Below are 26,014 nucleotides of genomic sequence, written 5' to 3' on the forward strand. Positions count from 1 at the left end.
ATCGTAGGTGAGAGAGCACTGCTCTCCCACCTACGATCGCCTTCGGTCCGGGGAATGTCAAGAGCAGTGCTCTTGAAAGTTGACAGCGCTCTCTGTTGTGGCCAAGGTGGAGCCATGCCCGGCACCCCGCGCGAACGCGCCCGCGAACAAACCATCAGCGACATCGTCAGGATCGGCCGGGAGCATCTGGCCTCCCAGGGGGCGGCGGCCCTCTCGCTCCGCGCGGTCGCCCGTGACCTGGGCGTCGTTTCCTCTGCGGTCTACCGGTACGTCAAGAGCCGGGACGAGCTGCTGACCTTGCTGGTCGTCGACGCCTACGACGCGCTGGGCGACGCGGTCGACGAGGCGGTGGGCGGACTGCCGGAAGCGGACTTTCCCGGAAGGCTCAGGGCGCTGGCGCGGGTCGTCCGCGGCTGGGCCCTGCGGGAACCGGCACGCTACGCGCTGCTGTACGGCAGCCCGGTGCCCGGCTACGAAGCCCCGTCGGAGCGTACTACCGGGCCTGGGACGCGCGTCGTGCTGGCCCTGGTGGCGATTGCCGAAGCCGCCTGGCGGGCCGGGGCCCTTGCTGCCCCGGGTGTTGGTCCGCTTCCGAAACAGCTGGCAAAGGACCTTGAGGCAATCCGCGGCGAGTACGCGCTGGAAGCGCCCGCCGCCGTCGTTAGCCGTTGGCTGCAGGTCTGGGCCACGCTCTTCGGTGCGGTGAGCTTCGAGGTTTTCGGGCAGTACGGCGGCACCCTGAGCCGTCCCGAGGAGCTGTTCGAGCAGCAGCTGGACACGCTGGTGGAGCTGGCCGGGCTGGGGGAAGCGGCGCGCCGGACCTAGGCCAGCCGGCCGAGCAAGCTGGCGTCGAACGCCGCCAGGAGCTCCTTCGGGTCCCGGTATGTTTCCGCGGCTCCGGCCTCCCGCAGCTCGGCGCCGCTGGTGCCGCCGCAGGTAACCCCGATGGTCGGCATGCCCAGCTGCTGGGCGGCCTTCACGTCCCACACGGTATCGCCGACGTACAGGCAGTCGCCGGCTCGGAGTCCGCCCGCGGCGAGGGCGGCCTCCAGGATGTCGGGAGCCGGCTTGCTCTGCTCCGCGTCGGAGGCGCTGGTGGCCGCGGCGATGGCATCGTCCGCGTCCAGTGCCGCTGTGAGCACTTCCAGCTCCCGGCGGACCGCGGAGGACGCGAGCACCACGGTCAGCCCGGAGCCGGCGCAGCGCAGGAGCAGGTCCTTGGCGCCGTCGAAAGCGCGGACCGACGGCCAGTAGGTGGAGAAGACCGCGGCATGCGCGTCCTCCATCACGGAGTCCAGGGAGCGGTCCCGGTCCTCGCCGAGCAGATGGTCCATCAGCTTGTCGGCGCCCATCCCCACGGCTCGGTGGATGAACGCCATCGGTACCAGCACGTCCTGCTGCCGGAACGCATGCCACCAGGCGAGCGTGTGCAGGTAGGTTGTGTCCGTCAGTGTCCCGTCGACGTCAAAAAGGACGCCGGGCTTTCCCGAAGTTGTCATGGAAGCAAACTCCTGCCTGGTCTGCGGTGATGCTCAGAGTGTAGCCACATGCAGGGCACTTGGGCTGGAAGTGCGGCCCTCGGGCGATGTCTATCCGCGCCGATCTGCAGTAACCTAGTAAGGCAAAAATTCACGGCAGCAGGGGCCGCCTCCGTCGACGCATGCGGACCCCGACGACCTGCCCCGCCATGTGCCTGACCGGATCGAGTATCGCCGTGTACCAGCTCAAGGACGGGTCGCCGCGCTATGGCGTGCGGACCCAACACCAGGACAGTGAACAGCTCCAGCCTGCCATCCAGCGTGGCAATCCCGAGGCCGTCGCCAGGGAAGCCGGGCAGCTGGGGCTGCATCATCTGGCGGCGGCAGCGGACCACCGCCTAACCAGGAAATGGGCGGACCGCGACGACGAGCTGCTGGTGCGGCTGCGGGAGGCACATCCCGCAGAGCTGCAGGAGGCCGAGCAGATCGTCAATGCGAAGCTGGGCAACCCCAAGCGGTGGCTGCTCAAGGCCCGCTCCAACTACACCCGCGGCCTCGCGCCGGTCATCGCCCGCCGGCAGGAGGCTGGCATGCTCTCGCGGGCCATGTTCCTCCGGCTGTTCCTGATCGTGCTGCTGATCGTGCCCTCCGTGCTGGCCGTAAGCTTCGCGGTGCCGCTGTTGTACCTGGTCTTCATCGGGATCGCTTCGATCCTGCTGGCCATGTACCTGGGCGGGGTCGTCACCGAGTGGCTGCGCCTGCCGGTCCAGCCGGGCATCCGCAGCGGCTGGCTCAAGGAACTGCGGCAGGACATCGTGGACGCCACGCTGCTGGCGGTGCTGGAGAACAAGCGCGCGCTCGTCGACAGCCAGACGTCGGCCGCCGCCCGGCGCGGCTGGAAGCACATCCGCTTCGTAGCGGCCCAGGTCGACCGGATCGACCAGGGGCCGGGGGCCTGAGGCGCAGCGGAAAGACAATTTACCTTTCCGCAACCGCGCCGCCATCCGGAACGGGACGGCTGAGCGTACGATCAGTGCATGTCCGACGCTCTCGAGACCATAGGTCTGATCTCGGAGCTGGTGACCTGGGCGACGCTGGCTCCGGGTCTTGTGCTATTGCTCGTGGCCTGGCTGGTCAGGGTGGCCGGGGTGAAGTGGCGCAGCGCCGAGGGTGTGGCGTTCGACGACGGCGTGCGGAGCGGGGTCCGCTGGTTCGACAATGAGCATGGCTTCCTCGAGGCGGTGCTGGCCCCCGGCGAGACCCTCCCAGCGGCGTCAGGATCGGACGTGCTGGTCTACTACGACTCCCACGACCCGACCCGCTGGCGCACCGCGGAACCGTCCAAACCCGGCGAAGTGCCGCTGTTGCTTGGCAAGATCCTGACCTCGGTCGGCGTGGTGTCCCTGCTGGCGGGTTTCCTCGTCATGATCCTCTAAGGGAACAGGGACCTTCTCCCTATGGGCTGGAGCCAGGCGCTGACCTAGCATGGGCCGGGGGTAGAGGAAGAGCCGCCATGTCCCACCCAACAGCATGTGAGCGGGCGGGTGTCCGCTGATGCGCGGTGTGTCGAAACGCCCGTCTGCGGTTCCCTATGCCGGGCAGGCCGTCGTCGCCGCCGTAATGCTGTTCGCCGTGTGGATGGCGGCAACATACCTGCTCGAGGGCCTGCGCCTGACGCTGCGGCGGCCGGAGGCGGTCACGGACCGGCTCGTGTACGCCCTCGTCGCCAACCTCGTGATCGGCGTCCTGGGGTCGGTCCTGGTGCTGTGGATCTTCGCGAAGGCCGGCACGGTGGACCTCCGGCGGGCTGGCTTCAACGGCTGGCGCTATTCCCTGGCTGCCGTGCTGGCGGGCGCCGTCCTCGGCTTTGTGCTCTACATCGCGCAGGGCGGCCGGCTGCTGGAGCCGATGGTGCTGGTGAACGTCTACGCGCAGGTCCTGGTGGTGTCGATGGCCGAGATCCTGGTCTGCTGGTGCGTGCTCGGCAGCCTGGTGGAGGCGTCGCTGCTGCACTTGGACCGCTGGCTGGCCGTCCTGGTCGCCACCGTGGTCTCCAGCGTGTTCTTCGGGCTCTACCACTTCGCCCACTCACCGCCGTTCAACACCTGGGAACTGGCGCTGCTGCTCACGCTCATCGGCCTCGTGACCAGCATCTTCTTCTTCGTTTCCCGCAGCGTCTACGGCACCGTGGCCTTCCATAACTTCCTGGCGCTCAACGGCGTGATCACCACCCTGGAGGCCTCCGGATCGCTGGACGTCTTCCGCCAGCCGGTGGTGCCGCTGCTCGTCATGGCGGCCGCTGCCGTGCTGGTGCTGGTCGGCTGCCACCTGCTGCTCGTGGCCCGAATTCAGCCCGGACCCCGGTGACCATGCGTCGAGGCTGCCGGGCACGCCCACCGGGCCTCCGCAGTACCGTCCTGAACGACTTAATGCATCCGACGACGGCGGCACCTGGGCGGACGTTTTTGGGTTTCCGCGCGCTGTTCTGCGGGGGCGCATGCCGGATTCCGGCGTTTGTGTCCCATACTGTGCAGGGGGAAGCACCGCTGTGAGGGGCGGCACTCCCTATCCGCTCGTACTTTTGTAAGGCTCGCACCTCTGGGGGTTCATCATTAAACGTCTCACCGCTTCGTGGCTCGCCGGGACAACCCGGACCGCCGCCACGGCACTCGCGCTATCGGCCCTGGTGTTTGCCGGGATGCCGGCCCAGGCCGCCACCGCCCAGCAGGCCGGAGGAACAGCGTCCGGCCAAGCGACGGCCGACGCTACCACGCAGCCGTCGACGGACGCTGCCTCCGAACCGGCCCCGTCCGCCCCGGCGGACGGTGGCGCCGGCGCGGCATCCCCGCCCGCCACCGGGCCCGCTCCCGGAGGAGAAACTGCCCCGGCCTCCGGCTCCGTGCCTGCCAGCGGGCCGGGGATCGATCAGGCCACGGAACCGGGAACGCCGGCCCCTGCAGAGCCCTCACCCGAAGCGCCGCAGACGGACGCTCCCACGGAAGGCGCTGTCCCGCCGTCGTCCGCGTCCCCTTCGCCCGCCCCCGAACCGGAACGCAGCCAGGCCGCGGCTGCCGCCAACGACGGCCGCGAGGCGATCGAGGCCAAGGCGGAAGAGCTGAAACTGGTGCCGTACAACGAGTTCAAGTGCGAACTGGCCGGCGACGGCTGCGTGCGCACCTATACCGCCGAACCGGAGGGGACCGAGCGGATCGCGATCTACTGGAGCCCGGCTACCGGGGCGCACCCGGTCGACCTGCGGCACTACGTCGGCGGTGTCTTCAAGCTGGCGCGGTACGAGGCCGGGGAGTACGGCTATCCCGTCTCCGACCTGGCGATCGACGGTGCGGGCAACGCCTCGCAGACCTTCCAGCACGGCAGGATTTCCGCGACGCGCGGCGAACTGGCCGTGGATGACCGCGCCCGCGAACTGGGGCTGCTGCCCCTCAAAGACTTCAACTGCGGGCTCCCAGGCGGAGGCTGCGTGCGCAGCTACAAGCCGTCGGCCTCGAGCAGCCGGGTCATCGCGGTTTACTGGAGTGCGGACACCGGCGCCCATGCGGTCGAGCTGACGCACGCCGTGGGGAAGGCCTACCGGGCCGCGGGCTGGGAGGGCGGCAAGCTAGGCTACCCGACCTCGGACATGGCCACGGGGTTGAAGGGCAAGGGGGCCCGCCAAAGCTTCGAGCACGGCCAAATCTCCTACTCGCCGGCGACGGGCGCCGTCCCGGTGCTCGAGCCGTTCCTGGCCGCCTGGCAGAAGCGGAACAGCCAGGACGGGGCGCTCGGCTACCCGAAGGAACCGGCAAAGACGACCGCAGGCGTGCTGCACCAGCCCTACCAGGGCGGCGTGCTGGTGGCCGGCTCTGCCGGAGTGTCGATGGAGAAGACCCACGTGTTCTACGGCCAGCGGGCGCTGGACGCACGGGCCAAGCAGTTGCGCTACGTCCCGGTGAATGGCTATAACTGCAACCTGGCCGGCTCCGGCTGCGTGCGGACGTACAAGTACTCCTCGACCAGCACGGCCCGGGTGGCCCTGTACTGGACGGCGAAGACCGGCGCGCGGGCCGTGAACCTGAAGCACGCCGTCGGTCGTAAATACGCCGCCGCGCGCTACGAGCTCGGGGTGATGGGGTATCCGACCTCTGACGTGGCCTGCGGGCTGCGCGGTTCCGGCTGCGTACAAACCTTCCAGAAGGGGCAGATTTCGTACTCGCCGGCGGCCGGGGCGCACACCATGACGGCCCAGATCCTGCATAGCTGGAAGCAGCGCGGCGGTGCCGGCGGTGCCCTGGGCTATCCGATCCAGGACAGTGCCGCCCGCAGCGGCAAGACCACCCAGGTCTTCCAGGGCGGCTCGCTGGTGGCGGCGAATGTGGGCGCGGTGATGTACCCGAAGAACGAGTGCTGGGCGCTGGGAGCGCACAAGACCCGGTACGCGCATTATTGGAAGGACCGGATTTCCTTCGCGATCTCGGAGAAGTACGGCACCTACAAGGCCAGCTTCATCAACTGCGTGCGTGTCGGCTCAGTCTACCGGCAGGAGTGGAAGACCACGAAGGCGACGGTCGGGCTGAGCGGGTTCAAGAAGCCGGGCGTCGCCTCGGGCCACACCATGTACCGGTGGTCCCCGCAGGGCAGCTTCTCCGTGACCGAGGCGTTCGGGGAGGGCAACCCAGGCACCAGCTTGGCCTACCGGAAGCTCAATTCGCGTTCGCAGTGGTCCGGGACTCCGGGCGGCGGCTACAACAAGTACTTCGAGTCGTCCTTCAACCGCTGGCCGGACGAGCAGATGTACAGCATCATGCGGGCTCCTACCGGCGACTACCGGCAGGGCGCGGTGATCAACTACAACCGGCCGCCGGATTCGCCGATCAGGCAGGGAGCGGGCTTCGCGATTTTCCTGCATGCGAACCCGGTGCCGACCTACGGCTGCATCGCGCTGGACCTGTCCAACGTCACCAGGTACCTGAAGACGGCCAAGCCGGGGGACCGGATCGTCATGGGCGTCCGGGCGGACATCTTCAAGTCCTGACCGCCGCCGCACGCGGGGCGCGAGCCGGTCCCCGGGAGCCGGCTCACGCCCCGCGTTGCTGTCTTCCCCGCAGCCGGGCCGGGCGGGATGCCGCCTCTACTCAGCGGCGCGGCACTCCCATAGTGTGGGTACATGGAAGAGGTCGTGCTCGTAGGTTTTGATGGTTCGCCCACCAGCAGGCAGGCCCTCGACTGGGCCCTGGCGGAGGCGAAAAACCGCGGTTGGCCGGTGCAGCTGGTCAGCGCCTTCACCCCGGCTCCGGTAGACGATCCCATGGTCAGCGAACGCTACGCGGATGCGGCCGCGCACGGCGGGCACACCCTGCTGCAGGAGGCGCTCGATCGGGCCAAGGCCGGCAACGTTCCGGCGGAGAGCCGCGTGGTGGCGGGCGACCCGAGCGAAATCCTGGTGGACCTCTCGCACGATGCCGGCCTCGCCGTCGTCGGCAAGCGCGGACGCGGGGGATTCACCGGCCGGCTGCTGGGGAGCGTTTCCTCGGCCCTGGCGGCCCACGCCGCCTGTCCCACGGTGGTGGTGCCGCAGAACTGGACGGCCGGCGGCGGCCGCGACGGCGGAACCCCGGACAACGGCCGCGTGAAGGCCCGCCGCCCGGAGACCGGCTACCTGCCGTGGCTGGTCTCCTCGCCGCCCGGCATGCGCGGCAACAAGGGGCTGCACCCGGACGACAAGGACTCCAGCTGGAACTACGGGGGCCAGGTGGTGGTGGGCATCGATGCCCTGGGCGTCAACAATCCGGCGGTCTGGGCGGCAGCATCCGCGGCGCAGGCGCACGGCCGCCCGCTGCGGCTGGTCTCCACGCGTGCGCCGTTCTACCGGGACTCCATTTGGCTTGACCACGGCGAGAATGCGGACCGCTTCCGTGAGGATGTGGCCGGCGAGCTGGACCCGGTGCTCGCCGAAGTCCGGGAGCGCTACCCGGAGCTGGACGTCAGCTGGAACTTCTACATTGGCAAACCGGCCGAGATCCTGGTCCACATCACGCGGACGGCGGAACTGATGGTGCTCGGCACCCGCGGCCACGGCGGCTTCCCGGGCCTGCTGCTGGGCTCGGTCAGCCAGGCCGTCCTGCACCACGGCAGCTGCCCGATGATGGTGGTTCCGAAAGAGCCTGCGTGACCCTTGGCCGGCCGGGATGGCGTTTCATGCATTTGCATGCAAAGATACTGATGGCGGCTACGGAATGGCCCGGACGGTACGCCACGCTCCGCTCTGGCGCGCTGCTCCCCTTCGAGGCGGAGCGGGCGGGCCGAAACGGAGCCGGGCGCCGGACTGGAGCGCGTGGGCCGCGAGGACGAGGAGGAGGCAGGGAGCCATGAGCAATCTCGAACGGGACCCGCTGGAGCTGGTCTGCGAGGAAGAGGGGAAGGTCCGGCTGGCCCAGTCGCCGGTGGAACTGCTGGAGCCGCGCGACGTTCCGCTCGGCGGCCCCCGCGCCATGAACGTGCGTCGAACGCTGCCGCAGCGCAACCGCTCCCTGATCGGTGCCTGGTGCTTCCTCGACCACTACGGCCCGGACCGCGTGTCGGAGACCGGTGGCATGCACGTCCCGCCGCATCCGCACACCGGCCTCCAGACGGTCAGCTGGCTCTTCACCGGCGAGATCGAGCACCGCGACAGCGCCGGCTACCACGCGATGGTCCGTCCCGGCGAGCTGAACCTCATGACCGCCGGGTCCGGCATCTGCCACTCCGAGATCTCCACTCCCGGGACGGATATCCTGCACGGCGCCCAGCTCTGGACCGCGCTGCCGGAGAAGGCCCGCTTCGTCGAGCCCCGCTTCGACCACTACGCGCCGGAGCCTGTCATCACGGAAGCGTACGAGCTGCGGGTCTTCATGGGCTCGCTCGCTGGCAGCACGTCCCCCGTGCCGCTGCATTCGCCGCTGCTCGGCGCCGAACTGCTGCTCGAAGCCGGCGCCACCGTGGCGTTCGACGCGGACACCTCCTTCGAGCATGGGGTCCTGGTGGACAGCGGCAGCGTGCGTTTCAACGGGACGCTAACGACGGCGGATCAGCTCGCCTACCTGCCTCCGGGCCACGGCACCATCGAGCTCTCGGCCGAGCCGGGGGCGCGGGTCCGGCTCCTGCTGCTGGGCGGTGAGCCGCTCGGCGAATCCATCGTGATGTGGTGGAACTTCGTCGGCCGGGACCACGACGAGATCGTCGAGTACCGGAAGAACTGGCAGGCCGAGATCGGCGCCGAGCCGCGCACGGACGGCAGCGCCGAAAGCAACCAGTTCGGCAAGGTCGTCGACAACACCCTGGACTACCTGCCCGCCCCCGTCCTGCCCAACGCTCGTATTCGCCCGCGGCGCTGACCGGCGCCGCGCCAGAAAGGAAGACATGGCCACCGAAACCCCCGCCCAGGACGAAAACCGGCCGATCGCCGTCGTCCATGATGCCGAACTCCGCCGCTATGAGCTGCAGGACGGCGGCAACACCATTGGCTTCACCAAGTACCGCTACCGCTCCGAGCAGAACCAGATGGTCTTCGTCCACACGGAAGTGGACGACGCCTATTCCGGGCAGGGGCTGGCCTCGAAGCTCGCGCGGTTCGCCTTGGACGATGTCCGTTCGATGGGCCGGCGGATCGTGCCGCTCTGCCCCTATATCCGCGCCTACATCCGCAAGCATCCTGAATACGCCGACATCACCGACCTGCCGTCGGACCAGCAGATCGAGGCGCACGACCGGGCGGAGCAGGCCGCGGGGGGAGCCAAATGAGCCAGGTGACGGCGGTCAAGCATGACCGGGTGTTCCTCGACAAGCAGCACCCGGCGGCCTATCGGGCGCTGAACGGCCTCGGCCTGAAGGCGAGGGAGGCCGCAGAGGAAGCCGGCTTCGACCGGAAGTTCGTCGAGCTGATCAACGTGCGGGTCTCCCAGATCAACGGCTGCGCCTACTGCCTGAACATGCACGTCAAGATGGCTTTGGACGCCGGCGAGAGCCAGCAGCGGCTCGCCGTGCTGACCGCGTGGCGCGACACGGCGCTGTTCTCGGATCAGGAGCGTGCGGCGCTTACCCTGGCCGAGTCGATCACCGACCTGCCCCCGCACGAGCTGGCCGAGCATGACTACGTGTTCGCCCGCCAGCGGCTGACGGCGGACCAGACCTCGGCGATCAGCTGGGTGGTGCTGACCATGAACGCCTTCAACCGCCTGTCCATCGTCAGCCAGCACCCGGTGCGCCCGGATGACTCGGATTGGACGCCCAACGGCTGAGCCCGTTCAGCGCCTGAGCGCCGCGGCGAAGGTCGATACGGCGGTGGCCGGACGGGACTCGGCAGCGACGAACCCGTCCGGCCGCACCAGGTAGAACAGGCCCTGCTGCAGCCGCCGGTTCCCGTGCAGCGGCAGCACGTGCACCTCGAGGCCCAGCGCGGAGCGGACATGGTGCGCGGCCACGGCCGGCATGGCCCCGTAGGCATGGACTTGCCACTGCAGCGAACGCAGCGGCTCAAAGTTGTCCCCGGTGAACTGCAGCCTCCGCCCGACGACGGTGCCGCGCCGTCCGCGCGCCGCTTCCTTGGCGCCCGGCGACATCCAATAGTGGATCCGGATCTGCGAGACGTACTCGAACAGCCGGGACGCCCGCCGGGTCCGCGGGGCCAGGAATGCCGCCGCCGGTGCCAGCACGGGCATCAGGCCGCGCCGCAGCGTCCGGGCCAGCGGATTGACGGAGGTAATGAAGCCGAAGAGCCGGTCCGTCGTCGCCACGAGCCGGCGCGCCACGGGCCGCCGCTCGGCCTCGTAGCGGTCCAGGTATGAGCCGCTCGCACGGCCCTGCAGCACGTCAGCCAGCTTGAAGGCCAGGTTGTGAGCATCCTGCAGGCCGGTGTTCATGCCCTGTGCCCCCACCGGCGAGTGCACGTGGGCGGCGTCGCCGGCCAGGAAGACCGCGGCGTCCCTGAATCTGGCGGCGATCCGGTGGTGCACGCGGTAGGTGGCGAACCAGTCCGAGGGCCCGTAGCTCACGCCGTACACCCGGGTCAGCCGCTCCCGCACCTCTTCCTCGGTGAGGGTGCCCGGTGCGGCGGGGAGGCTGGATGAAGGACCCTCCGGCGGGGGAGGGGAGGTGTCCCGGACCGTGCCGATCAGCCGGATGTGGGCGTCCCCGCCCATGGGAAAGCCGAGCAGGAAGTCCTCGGTGCCGGGCCGGACGTTGACACCGTCAGCGGCGAGGCCCCGCACCTTGGTCGCGTCCGCCACGTAAAAGGTTGCAGGGTTGGTGATGCCCTCAAAGGGAATTCCGCGCAGGCCGCGCACCGTGGAAGAGCCGCCGTCGGTCCCGACGCAGTAGCGGGCCCGAACCTCTGCCTCGCCGTCCGGGCCGGCCAGCACGGCGACGATGCCCCGGCCGTCCGGGGCGTCGTCCAGCGCCGTGAGCTTGTGGTTCCAGAGCACGCCGGCGCCCAGCGACGCCAGGTTGCGGGCCAGCAGCGCCTCGTTCTTGCTCTGCTCGTAGAAGGTGATGCCCTCGAAGGGCGTCAGGCCGCGGGCGAAGCGGCCGATCGGCAGCATGCCGAACATCCTGGCTTCGTAGCCCAGGTATAGCCGACGGGCACGCGTGCTGTCCGCAACGACCGCCTCCGCCAGGCCCAGTTGGTCGTAGATTTCCAGGCTCCGCGACTGCAGGCCGAGCGCGCGGGACTCCCTGGTGGGACCGGACTTCCCGTCGGCCAGCACCATTGCGACACCCAGCTTAGCCAGCCAGTTGGCCAGCATCAGCCCGGTGGGGCCGGCGCCGACCACCAGCACCTCTGTCTCGATCTGACGCCTGTCCATGGTGCCCCCTCCTGCCTGCGAGAGTACTCCGGTGAATCGGTAGCATGCGGTCCAAACAGGACTATGATGCTGGAATCAATCAGTGGAAGGAAGTTCCATCGTGGACAAAGCCTCGGAGAACGCAGGAGCCGCTTCGGCCGCACCTGCCGATGCGAAGTTCGGGCAGCTGCTCGACGAGAAAATCGCCGAGGCCCGGGCCCAGATCGACCGCCTGACGCTGGATATCCAGGAGGCGACGCTCGCCGCCAAGGATTTCCCCGCCGACGACGAACATGACCCCGAGGGGTCGACCCTGACCTTGGAGCGGGCACGGGAGGTCACGCTGCTGGAAAGCACCGAGGAGGCGCTGGGCGAACTGCTCGCCGCCAAGGCGCGGTTCGATGCCGGGACCTACGGCCGCTGCGAAAAATGCGGCAAGGTGATTCCCGACGAGCGGCTCGAAGCCCGGCCGGAAGCCCGGTTCTGCATGGAGCACGCCGGAGGCCGCCGGCACTGACGGCACTCAACCTTTAGATACCGGGTCCTGCTCAGCCATTACGCTGAAGCAATGACCTCGCCTGAATCAGCCGGCAGCAACCGGATGCTCGCCCGCATTGTTGCGATCCTCGATGCAGTGGAGGGGTCCGCCGCTTCGGCCAGCGAACTGGCCCGCCGGTCCGGCCTCTCCGTGTCGACCGCGCACCGGCTGGCACTCTCCATGGTGGAATACGGCTTCCTGCGCAGGACCGAGAGCGGCGACTTCCAGCTGGGCCATAGGTTTGTGCGCACCGCCCTGGAGTCGGCGGCCCTGCCGGTGCTCACCGGGCTGCGTGACGCCACCGGCGAGACGGCCCAGCTCTGGCTGCGCCGGGGCGACGAGCGGATCTGCGCCCTGAGCGTGGACAGCCAGCAGGAACTCAAAGCGACGCTGCCGGTCGGAGCCCGCCTCGCCCTGCCGGCCGGGTCCAGCGGCGGACTGCTGGCACGGCAGCCGGACGCGCTGGAGGAACTGGAGCGCGAGGGCTGGGTTGAATCCGTCGCCAGGCGCACGCCGGGGCTGGGGTCGGTCAGCGCGCCGGTCATGGCACGCGGCGACCTGATCGCGACCGTCTGCCTGGCCGTGCCGCTGACCCGCGTGCAGGCGTCGCCCGGCCGGGACTTCGGCGGTCACGTGCGCGCGGCCGCCGAACGGATCGGGCTGGAGCTGGACCGGTCTTCGCAGGACTAAAGGCGCAGGCCTAAGGGGGCTGGACTAAGCGCGTCCGCTTTCCCCGCGGCAAAATCCTTTTCCGCAGGGCTTGTGTGTGCCGCAGGTCACTTGCTAGCATCTTCCCGCTAAACGGCATGCAGTTCCCACGGAATGGGAATCTGCGGCCACGGATGATGAAAGCAGGATCTGTGACTGAGAATCTACGGCTGGCCAACAGCCTTCCGCTGGAGGGCATCCGCGTGCTCGAGCTGGGTAACTTCATCGCCGCTCCGTTCGCCGCGCGGCTGTTCGGCGACTTCGGTGCCGAGGTCATCAAGATTGAACGTCCGAACGGCGGGGACGAGCTGCGCGACTGGCGCAAGACGCGCGGCCAGACCTCGATGCTGTTCCGGACGCTGGGCCGCAACAAGAAGTCCGTGACGCTGGACCTCCGCTCGGAGGCGGGCCAGGCGGCGGTGAAGAAGATCGCGGCGCAGTGCGACGTGGTGATCGAGAACTTCCGTCCGGGAACTCTGGAGCGCTGGGGGCTGGGACCGGACGTGCTCACGGAGCTGAACCCCGACGTCGTTATTGTCCGGATCTCCGGCTACGGCCAGACCGGTCCGTACAAGGACCGTGCCGGCTTCGGCAGCTCGGCCGAATCCTTCGCCGGACTGCGCTACATCACCGGTGAGCCGGACCGCCCGGCCGGGCGAGCCGCGGCCAGCATGGGCGATACGGTGGCCGGGCTCTACGGCGTGATCGGCGCCCTGATGCTGATGCTGCAGAAGGCTAAGGGCATCAGGCACGAGGGGCCGCAGACCGTGGACGTGGCGCTGTACGAGGGCGTGTTCAGCCTGCTCGAATCCCTGGTGCCGGACTACGACGCGTACGGGATGGTCCGCCAGCGCACCGGCGGCCAGCTGCCCGGGGTCGTGCCCACCGGCTCCTACATCTGCGCCGACGGACTGGAGGTCGTCATCGGCGGCAACTCCAACTCCGTGTTCGTGCGGCTGATGAAGGCGATGGGCCGGGACGACCTGGCGGCGGACGAGTCCCTGCTGACCACAGAGGCGCGCGCCGCCCGGGAGGAAGAGCTCAATGGAGCCATCTCGGCCTGGACCGGCAGCTACAAGCTCACCGAGGTCCTGGACCTGCTGGACGCCGCCGGCGTCCCGGCCGGACCGGTGTACGACGCGCCCAGCATCGCCGAGGACAAGCACTACCTGGCCCGCGGGATGATCCAGACGCACGAAGTGGTGATCGAGGACAAGCCGGAAAAGGTCCGCTTCCCCGGCGTCGTGCCGAAGATTCCCGGCCACGACGGCGAGGTCAAATGGGTCGGCCCGGAACTGGGCGAGCACACCGAAGAGGTGCTGCGCGACCTGGCCGGCCTGGACGCGGAAGAGATCGCAGACTTCACCGCGGGCGGTGTGCGCGCATGAAGGTCCGGATCACCGATGTCTTCCTCCGCGACGGACTGCAGGACGAGGACGTCGTCGTCTCCACTGCGGACAAGCTGGCCATCGCCGAGGCGCTGATCGCCGCGGGCGTGGACCGGATCGAGGCGGGCTCCTTCGTCAATCCGAAGAAGGTGCCGCAGATGGGTGATGCAGCCGAGGTCTTCGCCGGGCTGCCCGCCGCCGGGGGCGTCACCTACACCGCGCTGGCCCTCAATGGCCGCGGGATCCAGCGCGCCGTCGACGCCGGCGTGCGGAACATCTCGGTCGTGACCTCGGCGAGCCAGGCGCACAGCAGCGCCAACGCGGGCCAGAGCATCGAGGACGCGCTCGCCGGCCTCGGCGAGGAAGTGGCACGCCATCCGCAGGCCGGGTTCGTCGCCGGAATCTCCACGGCGTTCACCTGCCCCTTCGAGGGCGACATCGACCCGGCCTACCTGCTCCGCGTGGTGCGCGCCTTCAAGGCGATGGGCATCGGCAACATCGGACTGGCCGACACGCTCGGCACCACTCCCACGGAGCGGCTGATGGCGAGCCTGGACTACGTCCGCAGCGCGGAGCCGGACCTGACCTACTATCTCCACCTGCACAACGCCCACAGCCAGGCGCTGGCTACCGTCAGCGCCGCCGTCGACGTCGGGATCACGAATTTCGACGCCGCCCTGGGCGGCTTCGGGGGCTGCCCGTTCGCCCCTGGCGCCCACGGCAACATCGCCACCGAGGAACTGGTCCGCCATCTCCATGCCGGCGGACACGAGACCGGGATCGACGAGCAGCGTCTGGCCGAAGCCGTCAGCCTGGCCCGCTCCATCGTCGCCGCTTCGCCGGCAGTTCCCGCCATCCAACCCGCCGCAGGCTGATTGCCGCGGCTCTTCCTTCGACGCGGCGGGCCCGGCCCGGGCCTGCCGCTCCCAATCCACGGGAGACAACGATGTCCAATACCACCCAAACGAGCGGTCCCTCCGCCAATGACGCGACCGCCCAAACCGCGCAGCAGGCCCCGGCCGGCGCGGGAGCGGCCCCGGCCGCCAAGCTGCCGGGCGTGCACTACCCCGGCCGCCGGGGCTTCCGGATCACCAGCATGCCCGGCGGGATCTACTTCGCCCTCTTCGCCCTCCTCCTTATCGCGGCCCTGACCGGTAACCTGCCCGACACGATGATTGCCGGCTTCGCCGTGACCATCATGTTCGGCGGCCTGCTGATCTGGATCGGCAACCTCTTCCCGGTCGTGCGGGACTACGGGCTGCCCACCATCCTGTGCACCTTCGTTCCCGCCACGATGATGTTCCTGGGCCTGGTCCCGGAGAACGCCGTGACGGTGGTGCAGAACTTCGTGGACGGCCACGGATTCCTCGACTTCTTCGTCGTCACCATCATTGCCGGCTGCATCCTGGGCATGCCGCGGGCGCTGCTGCTCAAGGCCGGCCCGCGGTTCGCCGTGCCGGTGGTCGGCTGCCTGGTCGCCACCTTCGGGCTGGTCGGCCTGCTCGGGGCCGTCACCGGGTTCGGGTTCTTCGAGGGCATCCTCTTCATCGCCGCCCCGATCATGGCCGGCGGCCTGGGCCTCGGCGCGGTGCCGATGTCCGAGATGTACGCAGCCCGCACCGGCGGTACCTCCGAAGCCTTCATGGGCGACCTGATCTCCGCCGTCGTCATGGCGAACGTCGTCTGCATCCTGATCGCCGGCATCTACAACGGGCTGACCAAGCGCGGCACCCAGCTGTTCGTCGGCTTCAACGGCCACGGCCAGCTGCTGCGCGTGAAGGGCAAGTCGGAGGACCTGACCATGCCCCCGGCCAAGGACGTGTCCTCCTTCATCTCGCTGGGCAAGGGCCTGGTCATCGCCGGCTGCCTCTTCGTCCTGGGCCAAATGATCGGCGCCTACCTCCCGGCCCTGCACCCGTACGCCTGGACGATCATCGCCGCGGCGGCCATCAAGATCTTCGGCCTCTTCCCGAAGGAGCTGGAGGAAGCCAGCTCCGAGTGGGGTGACATGATCTCCAGCACGATGGTTCCGGCCCTGCTGGTGGGCGTGAGCATCACCTTCATCAACATCGAGGAAGTGCTCGCCTCGCTCAGCAACCCGATTTTCATCGTCCTCACCGTGGCCACCGTCATTATCGCCACGCTGACCTCGGGCCTGCTGGGCTGGCTGGTCAAATTCCACTTCGTCGAGGCGGCCATTACCCCGGGCCTGTGCATGGCGGACACCGGGGGCAGCGGCGACGTCTCGGTGCTCAGCGCCGCCAACCGCATGCACCTGATGCCCTTCGCCGCCCTGACCAACCGGGTGGGCGGAGCCCTGGTGCTCTTCCTGACCTCGCTGCTGGTCCCGCTGCTGGCGGGTTGAGCAGCAGCTAGCAGGGATACATCCCGGGAACGACGTCGGTGCCCCGCCTTCCCAAGGCGGGGCACCGACGTCGTCACTTACTGGTAGCGCTGCTGCGCCGGGTAATGCCTACTCCGGGATCTCGAGCGTCGGGCTCTCCTTCCGCAGGGTTCCGCCGCGGAAGAACTCCGGACGCCGCCGGTACATCCAGAGCATGACCAGCAGCCCGAGGGCGATGATGCCGACACCGATCACGAAGACGAGGCCGACGCCGAAGAGCTCGGAGCCGCTGCCGAACGCGGGATCCCAGCTGTCCACCGCGGTCTGCAGGAACACGACCACCAGGGCCAGCCCGCCCAGCAGCGGGAAGACGAAGCGGAACCACAGGTTTCGGGCGCTGCTGAAGGCGGTGCGGCGGAAGTACCAGACGCAGGCCAGCGCCGTGAGGCCGTAGTAGAAGCAGATCATCAGGCCGAGCGCCATGATGGTGTCGTTCAGGACGTTGTCGCTGAGGAAGCGCATCAGGGCGTAGAACCCGGCGGAGATGGCGCCGGCGACCACCGTGGAGAAGACCGGGGACTTGCTCCGGGCGCCGACCTTGGCGAAACCGTCCGGCAGGGCCTTGTAGTAGCCCATCGCCAGCAGGCTGCGGGCCGGGGAAATCATGGTGGACTGCAGGGACGACGCACACGAGGAGAGCACCGCCAGCGAGAGCAGGATGGCGAACGGGCCCATGACCGGTCCGGCGATCGCGGTGAAGACGTTCTCGGAGATGTCCGGGTTGTTCAGGCCGAGACCCGTCTCCCCGGTGCCGGCGAACATCAGCGTGGCGACGGACCCGGCCAGGTAGATGGCCAGGACGGCGACGGCGGTGATCGCCGCGGCCGCCCCGGACGTGCGGCGGCCGTTGGTGGTCTCTTCGTTCACGGTCAGGCAGACATCCCAGCCCCAGAAGGCGAAGATGGACAGCGACAGGCCCAGGGCGAAGGCGGAGAAGGACTCGATCCCGAACGGGTTGAACCACTCCCAGCTGAAGGCCAGCGGCTCGGTCCCGGGAACGCTGCCGATCCGGCTGAGGGCGCCGAAGGTGAACCAGGCCAGCACGCCGAGCTGGAACGCGACCAGGATGTACTGGACGTGTTTGGTGGTCTTCATGCCGCGGCAGGAGACCCAGACGGCCAGGGCCATGAAGGCCAGGCAGGTCAGGACATTGACCGGCTTGTTGGCCGCCAGCTCGGCCAGGGACGCGTTGCCGGTCAGCTGGGCGAGGAAGAGGTAGAAGAAGTCGACGGCGACGCCGGCCAGGTTGGAGAGGACGATGATGTTCGCAGCGAGCAGTCCCCAGCCGCCCATCCAGCCGATAAACGGCCCGAACGCCTTGGTCACCCAGGTGAAGGTCGTGCCGCTGTCCGGCGAATCGGCGTTCAGCTCGCGGTAGCCCAGCGCGACCAGGAACATCGGGATGAAACCGACGATGAAGATGGCGGGCAGGTACGGCCCGATGGCCTGGACCGTCGGCCCCAGCGTGGAGGTGAGCACGTACGCCGGCGCGATGGTGGAAATGCCGAGGACGACGACGGCGAGCAGGCCCAGCTGCCCGGCCGCGAGGCCCTTTCCGCGCCGGGCGGGCGGGGCGGAGGGTGTCATGCTGGTTGCCTGGCTCATGGACGGGCCTTTCGGGATGGGCGCGGCTGCTGCTGCGTGATGCAGTGGATGCCGCCGCCGCGGGCGAACAGTTCGCGGGCATCGACGCCGACGACCTCGCGGCCGGGGTATGCGCCGGCCAGGATGGCGAGGGCCTTCTCGTCTGCCGGGTCGTCGAAGGTGCAGGCAATGACCGCGCCGTTGATGACCAGGTGGTTGATGTAGCTATAGTCCACAAAGCCCTCGGCGTCGCGCAAGGTCTGCGGCGCCGGGACTTCGACGATGTTCCAGTCCCGCCCGGCGGCATCGGTGGTGCCGGCGAGGCACGCGACGATCTCCCGGCTGACCTCGTAGTCGGGGTGCTCGGGGTTGTCCTGCATGTGGACCAGCACGGTTCCGGGGGAGGGGATCGCCGCGACGATGTCCACGTGGCCGCGGGTGCCGTAGCGTTCGGAGTCGCGGGTCAGGCCGCGCGGCAGCCAGACCGCCTTGGTGGCGCCGAGGGTGCGGGCCAGCTCGGCCTCCACCTCGGCCTTGCCGAGGCCTGGGTTGCGGAAGGGGTCCAGCTGGACGGTCTCGGTCACCAGCACGGTGCCTTCGCCGTCCACCTGGATGCCGCCGCCCTCGTTGACCAGGAAGGAACCGATCCGCTCCGCGCCGGCGAGGCCGGCGATCCGGACGCCGATCGCGGCGTCCTTGTCCCAGCGCGCCCAGTCCTGCTGCCCCCATCCGTTGAAGACCCAGTCCACGGCACCCAGTCGCCCGCCGTCGTCGTTGTTGAGGACGAAAGTGGGGCCGATGTCCCGCATCCAGGCGTCATCCAGCGGGGCCAATTCCAGTTCGACGGCGGCGGACAGGTAGGCGCGCGCGGTCTCCTCGTCCTTCGGCTCCACCAGCATGGTGACCGGCTGGAACCGCGCGATGGCATTGGCGACGGCGGCCCAGGTGGACCGCCCGGCACGGGCCTCTTCGGCGGTTTCGCCGAGCGTGTAGCCACCGGGCGGGAAGGCCATCCAGATCCGATCCTGCCCCGCAGTCTCGGCGGGCATCGTCCAGCCCATCATCAGGCTCCCGCCTGAGCCGGAACGGCCGGGGTTCCGGCGCCGAAGGGCTCGCCGGGGCGGACCGGGTCGGCGAGCCGGGCGTAGGTGTCCGGGCGGCGGGTGGACAGGAACGGGAAGAGCGTCAGCCAGTCCCGGCGCTGGTCGAGGTCCAGGTCCGCGACCAGCACGGCGGATTCGTCCCGCGGGGCCTGCACGAGGATGCGCCCGTACGGGTCGGAGATGAAGGACGAGCCGTAGAAGGTGTTGGTGCCCTCGTTGCCCCAGCGGTTCGGCGCGACCATGAAGAGACCGTTGGCGATGCCGTTGCCGACGATCACCTGCTGCCACAGCGGCTGGGTGTCGAAGTCCGGGTGGTCCGGTTCGGAGCCGATGGCCGTCGGGTAGGCCAGCAGGTCGGCGCCGCCGAGCGAGTACATCCGGGCGACCTCGGGGAACCATTCGTCCCAGCAGGTGGGCAGGCCGAGCCGGGCGCCACCGAGTTCTGCGGGTGCATGGACCTGGTAGGCGTCCGCGTCCGCGGGGCCCTGGCGGAAGTACTTGTCCTCGTAGTAGCCGGCGGTGACCGGAATGTGGAGCTTGTGGGTCTTCGCGGCCAGTTCTCCGGCGGGGGAGACCAGGATTGCGGTGTTCAGGCCGAGCTCGTCCTCCGGGCTGTCGGCCCGCTGGTAGAGGGACGCGTGCACGCAGACGTTGTTGGCGCGGGCCGCCTCGGCGGCGAAGGCGAAGGTCGGTCCGGTCAGCAGGTCCTCGGCCAGGTCCGCCGCCCGGCCCTGCGGGAGCGTGTCCGCCGGGTAGCGGGACAGCGTGAGTTCCGGGAGGAAGACGACGGCGGCGCCCAGCCGGGCGGCGCGGGCGATGCCCTCGTTGAGTTCGGCCACGGTTTCGGCGGGGTCGGCGTACCAGCGGTGCTGGACCAGGCCCACGCGCAGCGCCGGGCGGCTGCTGGGTTCGGTGCGGGCGGGGGAGGCGGGCGGGTCCAGCCGGGTCAGTTCTAGCATGGCAGGTTCTCCATGGGATGCAGATCACAAATGAACAAGATTCATTTATACAGGGCTGTGGGCTCCGGCACAATAGTTAAATGAATCACATTCTTTTTTGGTCGCGCCCCGCGTCGTCGCGGAGCCGGTGGCCCATTCACAGTGCTTCCGAAGGTCAGTAGGCTGAGGACTTCAGTGGACGCCACGAAGGAGGCACCGTCATGAAGGCTGCGCGCTACTACGCCCGGAAGGATATCCGGATCGAGGACATCCCGGAACAGGAGCTGAAACCGGGAACGGTTGCCATCGACGTAGCCTGGTGCGGCATTTGCGGGACGGACCTGCACGAATACCTGGAAGGGCCGATCTTCATTCCGCCGAAGGGCTCTCCGCACCCCATCTCGGGCGAGGAGGCCCCCGTCACGCTGGGGCACGAGTTCTCCGGGACTGTCAGTGCGGTCGGGGACGGCGTGGCCGACCTCGAGGTCGGCCAGAACGTGGTCGTCGAGCCGTACATCATCCGGGAGGACGTCGACACCAGCCCCGGCGAGGCGTACCAGCTGTCGAAGGACATGAATTTCATCGGCCTTGGCGGGCGGGGCGGCGGCCTGTCCCAGAAGATCGTGGTCGAACGGCGCTGGGTGCACCCGATCGGCGACATTCCCCTCGACCAGGCGGCCCTGATCGAACCGCTTTCGGTCGGGCACCATGCCTTTGTGCGCAGCGGCGCGAAGGCCGGCGATACCGCCATTGTCGGCGGAGCCGGCCCCATCGGACTGCTGACCGCGGCCGTCCTCAAAGCTTCGGGCCTGACCGTCTATATCTCGGAACTCAGCGAGGCCCGGAAGAAGATGGCACGCGACACCGGGGCGGCCGATGAGGTGTTCGATCCGCGCGAGGGCAACGTGGCCGACAAGGTCCGCCAGCTCACCGGCGGCAAGGGAGCGGACGTCGGCTTCGAGTGCAGCTCGGTTCCGGCCGTCCTGGACATGCTGCTGGACGCCGTCCGGCCCGGCGGCGTGATCGTCAACGTCTCGATCTGGGGCCGCAAGCCGGAGGTCGACATGCCCTCGCTCGTGCTCAAGGAGATCGACCTGCGCGGCACGATCGGGTACGCCAACGACCACCCGAGCACCATCAAGCTGGTCCAGGAGGGCAAACTCGACCTGGCCCCCTTCATCACCGCCAGGATTCCATTGGACGAGCTCATCACCGGCGGTTTCGAGCAGCTCATCAACAACAACGAGGAGCACGTGAAAATCCTGGTGAATCCGAACCAGTGACCCCGGTCAGGGGCGGAGGCGGAAGACGGTGTCCTGCCAGCCCTTGTGGGTGCTGCCGTCCCGGCCCAGCATGACGTGCTTGATGTTCGTGTATTCCTCGAAGGAGTAGGCGGACATGTCCTTGCCGAACCCTGAGGCCTTGTAGCCCCCGTGGGGCAGCTCGGAGACGATCGGGATGTGGTCGTTGATCCAGACGCAGCCAGCCTGGATCTCGGCGCTCGCGCGCAGGGAACGATCAAGGTCCCGGGTCCAGGCGGAGGCGGCGAGCCCGTACGGGGTGTCATTGGCCAGCGCCAGGCCCTCGTCGTCGGTATTGAACGGCAGGGCCGCAAGCACCGGGCCGAAGACTTCGTCCTGCACGATTTCGGAGTCCTGCGCCGCGTCCACTATCAGCGTCGGCCGGTAGTACGCGCCCGCCGCCAGCTCGCCGGCGGGCGCGGCGCCGCCGGCAAGGACCCGGGCACCGTGACCGCGGGCCCGCTCCACGAAGCCGGCCACCTTGTCCCGGTGGGCGTGCGTGATGAGTGCGCCCAGATCGGTGTCGTCGTCCGTCGGGTCGCCGACGACCACCTGGTCCATGAGCTCCGCGACGCGCGCGGTGAACGCCTCGAACAGCGGCCGCTGGATGTAGGCGCGGGTCGCTGCGGTGCAGTCCTGGCCGCCGTTGATGATCGCCCCGGCGACGGCGCCATGCGCGGCAGCTTCGACATCGGCGTCGTCGAAGACCAGGAACGGCGCCTTGCCGCCCAGCTCCAGGTGCACACGCTTGGCCGACCGGGAAGCCAGCTCCATGATCCGCCGGCCTACCGCGGTGGAACCGGTGAAGGAGGTCATGGCTACGTCCCGGTGCGTGACCAGGTGCTCGCCGACCCCGCGCCCGGGGCCGGTGACGATGTTGATGACGCCGTCGGGGATGCCTGCCGCCTTGGCGGCCTCGGCGAAGAGCAGCGAGGTCCCCGGCGTGAGCTCGGAGGGCTTCAGGACAATCGTGTTGCCCGCGGCGATGGCGGGCAGGATCTTCCAGGCGGCCATTTGCAGCGGGTAGTTCCATGGCGCGATGGAGCCGACCACGCCGATTGGCTCGCGCCGGATCATTGAGGTTCCGCCTGCCCCGTATTCGCCGGCGGCCAGCCCCTGCAGCTGCCGGGCGGCGCCGGCGAAGAAGGACGCGTTGTCCACGGTGCCGGGGACGTCGAACTCCTGCGCGAGCCGGATTGACTTCCCCGTTTGCGCGCTCTCGACGGCCGCGAGTTCGCCTGCGCGGAGCTCCAGCTCGGCCGCAAGCTTGTGGATCGCCTGCGACCGCTCGCCCGGAGCCAGGCGGGACCAGGCGGAAAAGGCCCGCGCGGCGGCGGCGACGGCCTGGTCAACATCCTCGGTGGACGCATAGCGGATGGTTTCAGCGGTCTCGCCGGTCGCCGGATTGATCCGCTTGGCCTCGTCGCCGCGGCCTTCGCGGAAGCCGCCGTCAATGAACTGGTGCATGGGGCAGTTGCCTTTCAGTAAGGAATTCCCGGTAGCGGAAATGGTTCAGGAGTCGAAGCCCATGCCGATGGAATCCATCGCCTTGAGCCACGGGCCGCGGCGGCCCTGGTTCCGGTCCGCACGGACGAGCGCCGCCGTCGTTGCCTTGATGCCCAGCCACGCGAGGGGCTCCGGCGGGAAGGGGAGCGGCCGGCGCCGCACCATCGCCAGCCGGGTGCGTTCGGTCGGCGTCCCGGCGAGCAGGTCGAGCATGACGTTCGCTCCGAAGCGCGTGGCGCCCACGCCGAGCCCGGTGTAGCCGGCGGCGAACGAGACCCGGCCCCCGCAGGCCGTTGCGAAGAACGGGAAAAAGCGGCTGCATGTGTCGATGGCGCCGCCCCACCGGTGGCTGAACTTCACGTCCCCGAGCTGCGGAAAGGTGGCGAAGAAATGCGCGGCCAGGCGGGTGAACGTGGCGTCGCGCTGCTCGTAGTCCCGCCGCAGGCGGCGCCCGTAGTGGTAGACCGCGTCGTAGCCGCCGAACAGGATGCGGGTTCCGCCGGCGGGATCGGTGGCCAGGCGGTAGTAGTGGAAGCGGTTGTCCAGGTCCGCCAGGCCCTGCCGGTTGTGCCAGCCGATCGCGCGCAGCTGCTCCGGGGTCAGCGGCTCCGTCATCAGGGCATAGTCGTAGACCGGAACCGTGTGCAGGCGCGTTCGCTTGAGCAGCGAGGGAAACACGTTGGTGGCCAGCGCGACCCGGTCCGCCGCGACCGTTCCGCGGTCGGTGCGGAGTTCGACGGCGGTCCCGGATTTCCGCAGGCCCCGCACCGGGCTGTTTTCGAAGATTTCGACACCGGCAGCCAGGCAGGCCCGCTGCAGCCCCCAGGCCAGCCGGGCCGGGTTGAGCATCGCCGTGCTCTTCTTGTCCCACAGGCCGGCGCGGTAGAGCGGTGAGCCGACTTCCTTGCGGACGGCCTCCTGGTCCAGGAAGAGGACATCCGGGTCCTGTCCCTCTTCGTCGCGGAGCCACTGGACCTGGTGGTCGGCGGTCGCCACAGTGAGTGTGCCGGTCCATTCGAAGCCGCAGTCGATGCCGTACTCCTCCACCGCGGCAGCAATCTGCTCAAGGTTCTCCCGGCCGAGTCCGCGCAGCCGGGCGGCCTCCCCGGGCAGGTGCTTCTCCCCGTTGGCATCACCATGGGTGAGGCTCGCCTCGCAGAACCCGCCATTGCGGCCGGAGGCGGCCCAGCCGATCCGCCGCCCTTCGAGCAGCAGCACGCGGCGGTCCGGGTTCCGTTCCTTGGCAAGCAGCGCGGTCCAGAGTCCGGAATAACCGCCGCCCACAACGGCAAGGTCCGTTCGCGCTGCGCCCGCCAGCGCAGGCAACGGCTCCGGCCGGGCCGGGTCGTCCAGCCAGAAGGATTCCCTCCGGGCGTTTGCCAGGGCTGCGGCGATGCGGCTGTCCGGGATCTGCCGTTCGGCCAGCTCGTAGACCGTCCGGCTCGGGCTGCCGGGCCCGTTCACGCGACGGCCCCGGAACGGGTACGGGCGTGGACGACCTGGCCGTTCGCCATCGTCAGGGCCGTGCCGACGGTGTGGAGGTCGGCCTGGTCGAGGAGGAACGGATCCACATCCAGGACCACCAGATCGGCGGCCAGGCCCGGGAGGATCGCGCCGCCGTCGTCATGCCGGTTCAGCCAGGCCGAACCCGCGGTGTAGGCGGAGAGCGCGGTCTGCAGCGTGACCGCCTCGGAGGGAAGGAGCGGCGGCGCGTCGGGGTGGGCCGGGTGGGCGCGGTTGACTGCAACGTGGATGGCCTGCCAGGGATCCGGCGTAGAGACAGGCCAGTCGGAACCCATCGCCATCCGGGCACCGCCGGCCAGCAGTGAGTGGAACGGATACTGCCAGCCCGCCCGGGTGTCACCAATCAGCGGCACCGTCATCTGCAGCATCTGGTCGTCGTTGCAGGCCCAGAGCGCCTGCGCGTTGACGGTGACCTCGAGGGCGGCAAAGCGGGCGACATCCTGCGGATGGACGATCTGCAGGTGGGCCATGTGGTGCCGCCCGCGGAAGCCTCCCGGCGTGCGCGGATTGCCGGCCCTCAGGTGTTCGACGGCGTCCAGGCCCCGGCGCACGGCCCGGTCGCCGATCACATGCATGTGCAGGTCGAAGCCGGCGGCGTCCAGCGCCGCGGAGACCTTATTGAGCACCTCCTCGGGCAGGTACAGCAGGCCGCGGGTGTCGTCCTCCTTGGCCTGGACGGCGTGGCCGCCCGGGCCGTCCGGGTCTCCGCAGCGGCAGGGGCGCAGGTACGGATCGAGCATCGCGGCGGTACGGTTCTCGGGCACGCCGTCGACCATGATCTTGGCGCTGGTAGTGCTGAATCCCGCCTCGCTGTTGCTCCGCCGTCGTTCGTTGAAGTCCGCGACCAGCTCCGCGACGTTCTCCGTCGTGGTGCTCCGCGGCACCCAGAGCGCTCCGGACGCCCGCCCGGTCAGGAGGCCGCGTCGGGCCAGGCTGCGGTAGATGCTGCTGGCGTCCGGGTAGCCGGCATAGTCGCCCAGGATCGCCTCCTGCCAGCCGGTCACGCCGACCGAATGGAGGTAGCGCTGGGCTTCGAGCAGCCCCGCCTCGAGGTCCTCGGCTGTGACGGGCGGAAGGAAGCAGTTGACCAGGTCCATCGCCCCCTCATGCAGCGTGCCGGCGGGGCGGCCGTCGGCCTCGCGTTCGACCCAGCCGTCCTCGGGGTCCGGCGTGGCCGCATCCACTCCGGCCAGTTCCAGCGCCCGGGAGTTGACCCAGGCGCTGTGGTGGTCCGCGTTGATGAGGTAGACGGGCCGGTCGGACACGATGGCATCGAGCAGGCCGCGGGTGGGGTAGCCGCCGGGAAAATCGGCCTTGTGCCAGCCGCCGCCGGCGATCCACGGCCGGTCGGTGGATGCCGCATACGTCCGGACACGATCCAGCACCGCATCCAGCCCGGATAGTTCGGAAAGGTCGCAGCCGAGCCGTTCCACGCCGCCGTAAACAGCGTGCACGTGGGCGTCGGTGAAGCCCGGCGTGAGCAGCCGGCCGGCGAGGTCCACGGTTTCGGCGGCCGTGCCGGCCGCCGCGCGGACCTCGGCGTCGCTGCCGACGGCGGCGATCCGCCCATCCGCCACCGCCACGGCCGTGGCCGTGGGATGGAGCTGCCGCCCGTCAAAGATCCGGCCGGAGTGGAAGATCCAGTCTGCGCCCACAGTGTCCTGCTTTCGTGATGAATGTGGATGGTGTCACTTATCGAACTCAAACGCGCGCCGGGTGTCAACAGC

Annotated in this window: 23 protein-coding genes; 15 read left to right on the plus strand and 8 right to left on the minus strand. The window is 69.2% G+C overall.

The genetic code is table 11. The features are described from left to right. The first annotated feature begins 114 nt into the window (after positions 1 to 114). Entirely contained in the window at positions 115 to 825 is a 711-nt protein-coding gene (locus WFH44_RS00105) for a TetR/AcrR family transcriptional regulator (RefSeq protein ID WP_336710734.1), read from the plus strand. Here the strand turns inward: WFH44_RS00105 and WFH44_RS00110 are convergent. Further along, complete coding sequence (locus WFH44_RS00110) at positions 822 to 1,499, minus strand: HAD family hydrolase (RefSeq protein WP_336710736.1); 678 nt, start codon at positions 1,497 to 1,499, stop codon at positions 822 to 824. The genes WFH44_RS00105 and WFH44_RS00110 overlap by 4 nt on opposite strands. Before the next feature lie 161 nt (positions 1,500 to 1,660). Between WFH44_RS00110 and WFH44_RS00115 the strand changes: the two genes are divergently transcribed. From WFH44_RS00115 to WFH44_RS00150, 8 genes are all read left to right on the plus strand, one after another. Then, positions 1,661 to 2,437 (plus strand): hypothetical protein, encoded by a 777-nt coding sequence (locus WFH44_RS00115; protein ID WP_336710738.1) that lies wholly within the window; start codon positions 1,661 to 1,663, stop codon positions 2,435 to 2,437. 78 nt (positions 2,438 to 2,515) lie between these two features. Next, positions 2,516 to 2,914: a hypothetical protein gene (locus WFH44_RS00120; protein ID WP_336710740.1), complete on the plus strand. Its 399-nt coding sequence runs from the start codon at positions 2,516 to 2,518 to the stop codon at positions 2,912 to 2,914. 127 nt (positions 2,915 to 3,041) lie between these two features. Beyond that, positions 3,042 to 3,845: a CPBP family glutamic-type intramembrane protease gene (locus WFH44_RS00125; RefSeq protein ID WP_336710743.1), complete on the plus strand. Its 804-nt coding sequence runs from the start codon at positions 3,042 to 3,044 to the stop codon at positions 3,843 to 3,845. 331 nt (positions 3,846 to 4,176) lie between these two features. Beyond that, positions 4,177 to 6,510: a L,D-transpeptidase family protein gene (locus WFH44_RS00130; protein ID WP_336710745.1), complete on the plus strand. Its 2,334-nt coding sequence runs from the start codon at positions 4,177 to 4,179 to the stop codon at positions 6,508 to 6,510. Positions 6,511 to 6,642: 132 nt separating this feature from the next. Further along, positions 6,643 to 7,647, plus strand: a complete 1,005-nt coding sequence (locus WFH44_RS00135; protein ID WP_336710747.1) for a universal stress protein — start codon at positions 6,643 to 6,645, stop codon at positions 7,645 to 7,647. 196 nt (positions 7,648 to 7,843) lie between these two features. Then, on the plus strand, positions 7,844 to 8,848 hold the full coding sequence (locus WFH44_RS00140; RefSeq protein WP_336710749.1) for a pirin family protein: 1,005 nt from the start codon (positions 7,844 to 7,846) through the stop codon (positions 8,846 to 8,848). 25 nt (positions 8,849 to 8,873) lie between these two features. Beyond that, complete coding sequence (locus WFH44_RS00145) at positions 8,874 to 9,254, plus strand: GNAT family N-acetyltransferase (protein WP_336710751.1); 381 nt, start codon at positions 8,874 to 8,876, stop codon at positions 9,252 to 9,254. Continuing rightward, positions 9,251 to 9,751, plus strand: a complete 501-nt coding sequence (locus tag WFH44_RS00150; RefSeq protein ID WP_336710753.1) for a carboxymuconolactone decarboxylase family protein — start codon at positions 9,251 to 9,253, stop codon at positions 9,749 to 9,751. Before WFH44_RS00145 ends, WFH44_RS00150 begins: the two co-directional genes overlap by 4 nt. Before the next feature lie 6 nt (positions 9,752 to 9,757). Here the strand turns inward: WFH44_RS00150 and WFH44_RS00155 are convergent, their stop codons facing one another. Further along, on the minus strand, positions 9,758 to 11,314 hold the full coding sequence (locus WFH44_RS00155) for an FAD-dependent monooxygenase (RefSeq protein ID WP_336710755.1): 1,557 nt from the start codon (positions 11,312 to 11,314) through the stop codon (positions 9,758 to 9,760). Positions 11,315 to 11,414: 100 nt separating this feature from the next. Here WFH44_RS00155 and WFH44_RS00160 point away from each other — a divergent pair, with 100 nt between their 5' ends. The 5 genes from WFH44_RS00160 to WFH44_RS00180 all read left to right on the plus strand — a co-directional run bounded on the left by WFH44_RS00160 (position 11,415) and on the right by WFH44_RS00180 (position 16,292). Beyond that, positions 11,415 to 11,810, plus strand: a complete 396-nt coding sequence (locus WFH44_RS00160; RefSeq protein WP_336710757.1) for a TraR/DksA family transcriptional regulator — start codon at positions 11,415 to 11,417, stop codon at positions 11,808 to 11,810. 51 nt (positions 11,811 to 11,861) lie between these two features. Continuing rightward, positions 11,862 to 12,521 (plus strand): IclR family transcriptional regulator, encoded by a 660-nt coding sequence (locus tag WFH44_RS00165; RefSeq protein WP_336710758.1) that lies wholly within the window; start codon positions 11,862 to 11,864, stop codon positions 12,519 to 12,521. 170 nt (positions 12,522 to 12,691) lie between these two features. Next, positions 12,692 to 13,927 (plus strand): CaiB/BaiF CoA transferase family protein, encoded by a 1,236-nt coding sequence (locus tag WFH44_RS00170; protein WP_336710759.1) that lies wholly within the window; start codon positions 12,692 to 12,694, stop codon positions 13,925 to 13,927. Further along, positions 13,924 to 14,802, plus strand: a complete 879-nt coding sequence (locus tag WFH44_RS00175) for a hydroxymethylglutaryl-CoA lyase (protein ID WP_336710761.1) — start codon at positions 13,924 to 13,926, stop codon at positions 14,800 to 14,802. Before WFH44_RS00170 ends, WFH44_RS00175 begins: the two co-directional genes overlap by 4 nt. Positions 14,803 to 14,873: 71 nt before the next feature. Further along, positions 14,874 to 16,292 (plus strand): 2-hydroxycarboxylate transporter family protein, encoded by a 1,419-nt coding sequence (locus tag WFH44_RS00180; protein WP_336710763.1) that lies wholly within the window; start codon positions 14,874 to 14,876, stop codon positions 16,290 to 16,292. Positions 16,293 to 16,400: 108 nt separating this feature from the next. Here WFH44_RS00180 and WFH44_RS00185 read toward each other — a convergent pair whose 3' ends face one another. The 3 genes from WFH44_RS00185 to WFH44_RS00195 are packed head-to-tail and all read right to left on the minus strand — an operon-like array spanning position 16,401 to position 19,977. Beyond that, positions 16,401 to 17,936, minus strand: coding sequence for an APC family permease (locus WFH44_RS00185; protein ID WP_336710764.1), 1,536 nt, complete (start codon positions 17,934 to 17,936; stop codon positions 16,401 to 16,403). Then, positions 17,933 to 18,979 (minus strand): agmatine deiminase family protein, encoded by a 1,047-nt coding sequence (locus WFH44_RS00190; protein ID WP_336710766.1) that lies wholly within the window; start codon positions 18,977 to 18,979, stop codon positions 17,933 to 17,935. Before WFH44_RS00190 ends, WFH44_RS00185 begins: the two co-directional genes overlap by 4 nt. Next, a complete protein-coding gene (locus WFH44_RS00195) occupies positions 18,979 to 19,977 on the minus strand; it encodes a nitrilase-related carbon-nitrogen hydrolase (protein ID WP_336710767.1) in 999 nt (332 codons plus the stop codon). Before WFH44_RS00195 ends, WFH44_RS00190 begins: the two co-directional genes overlap by 1 nt. 200 nt (positions 19,978 to 20,177) lie before the next feature. Here WFH44_RS00195 and WFH44_RS00200 point away from each other — a divergent pair, with 200 nt between their 5' ends. Continuing rightward, positions 20,178 to 21,239 carry a 2,3-butanediol dehydrogenase gene (locus WFH44_RS00200; RefSeq protein WP_336710768.1) on the plus strand — a complete coding sequence of 354 codons (1,062 nt, stop codon included), beginning with the start codon at positions 20,178 to 20,180 and terminating at the stop codon, positions 21,237 to 21,239. 6 nt (positions 21,240 to 21,245) lie between these two features. Here the strand turns inward: WFH44_RS00200 and WFH44_RS00205 are convergent, their stop codons facing one another. From WFH44_RS00205 to WFH44_RS00215, 3 genes are read right to left on the minus strand one after another with little or no spacing between them, the layout of a single operon-like run. Continuing rightward, on the minus strand, positions 21,246 to 22,724 hold the full coding sequence (locus tag WFH44_RS00205) for a gamma-aminobutyraldehyde dehydrogenase (RefSeq protein WP_336710770.1): 1,479 nt from the start codon (positions 22,722 to 22,724) through the stop codon (positions 21,246 to 21,248). Between the two features lie 45 nt (positions 22,725 to 22,769). Next, positions 22,770 to 24,227, minus strand: a complete 1,458-nt coding sequence (locus WFH44_RS00210) for an NAD(P)/FAD-dependent oxidoreductase (protein WP_336710771.1) — start codon at positions 24,225 to 24,227, stop codon at positions 22,770 to 22,772. After that, on the minus strand, positions 24,224 to 25,942 hold the full coding sequence (locus tag WFH44_RS00215) for an amidohydrolase (protein ID WP_336710772.1): 1,719 nt from the start codon (positions 25,940 to 25,942) through the stop codon (positions 24,224 to 24,226). The genes WFH44_RS00210 and WFH44_RS00215 overlap by 4 nt, the downstream gene beginning before the upstream one ends. Between the last annotated feature and the right edge of the window lie 72 nt (positions 25,943 to 26,014).

Source organism: Arthrobacter sp. USHLN218 (assembly GCF_037144715.1).
Taxonomy (GTDB): domain Bacteria; phylum Actinomycetota; class Actinomycetes; order Actinomycetales; family Micrococcaceae; genus Crystallibacter.

Coding starts and splice junctions, on each gene's coding strand:
- WFH44_RS00155 (WP_336710755.1), bottom strand. CDS start 11,314: ATGGACAGGCGTCAGATCGAGACAGAGGTGCTGGTGGTCGGCGCCGGC.
- WFH44_RS00110 (WP_336710736.1), bottom strand. CDS start 1,499: ATGACAACTTCGGGAAAGCCCGGCGTCCTTTTTGACGTCGACGGGACA.
- WFH44_RS00200 (WP_336710768.1), top strand. CDS start 20,178: ATGAAGGCTGCGCGCTACTACGCCCGGAAGGATATCCGGATCGAGGAC.
- WFH44_RS00185 (WP_336710764.1), bottom strand. CDS start 17,936: ATGAGCCAGGCAACCAGCATGACACCCTCCGCCCCGCCCGCCCGGCGC.
- WFH44_RS00205 (WP_336710770.1), bottom strand. CDS start 22,724: ATGCACCAGTTCATTGACGGCGGCTTCCGCGAAGGCCGCGGCGACGAG.
- WFH44_RS00145 (WP_336710751.1), top strand. CDS start 8,874: ATGGCCACCGAAACCCCCGCCCAGGACGAAAACCGGCCGATCGCCGTC.
- WFH44_RS00195 (WP_336710767.1), bottom strand. CDS start 19,977: ATGCTAGAACTGACCCGGCTGGACCCGCCCGCCTCCCCCGCCCGCACC.
- WFH44_RS00105 (WP_336710734.1), top strand. CDS start 115: ATGCCCGGCACCCCGCGCGAACGCGCCCGCGAACAAACCATCAGCGAC.
- WFH44_RS00165 (WP_336710758.1), top strand. CDS start 11,862: ATGACCTCGCCTGAATCAGCCGGCAGCAACCGGATGCTCGCCCGCATT.
- WFH44_RS00140 (WP_336710749.1), top strand. CDS start 7,844: ATGAGCAATCTCGAACGGGACCCGCTGGAGCTGGTCTGCGAGGAAGAG.
- WFH44_RS00180 (WP_336710763.1), top strand. CDS start 14,874: ATGTCCAATACCACCCAAACGAGCGGTCCCTCCGCCAATGACGCGACC.
- WFH44_RS00120 (WP_336710740.1), top strand. CDS start 2,516: ATGTCCGACGCTCTCGAGACCATAGGTCTGATCTCGGAGCTGGTGACC.
- WFH44_RS00135 (WP_336710747.1), top strand. CDS start 6,643: ATGGAAGAGGTCGTGCTCGTAGGTTTTGATGGTTCGCCCACCAGCAGG.
- WFH44_RS00190 (WP_336710766.1), bottom strand. CDS start 18,979: ATGATGGGCTGGACGATGCCCGCCGAGACTGCGGGGCAGGATCGGATC.
- WFH44_RS00150 (WP_336710753.1), top strand. CDS start 9,251: ATGAGCCAGGTGACGGCGGTCAAGCATGACCGGGTGTTCCTCGACAAG.
- WFH44_RS00115 (WP_336710738.1), top strand. CDS start 1,661: ATGCGGACCCCGACGACCTGCCCCGCCATGTGCCTGACCGGATCGAGT.
- WFH44_RS00175 (WP_336710761.1), top strand. CDS start 13,924: ATGAAGGTCCGGATCACCGATGTCTTCCTCCGCGACGGACTGCAGGAC.
- WFH44_RS00130 (WP_336710745.1), top strand. CDS start 4,177: ATGCCGGCCCAGGCCGCCACCGCCCAGCAGGCCGGAGGAACAGCGTCC.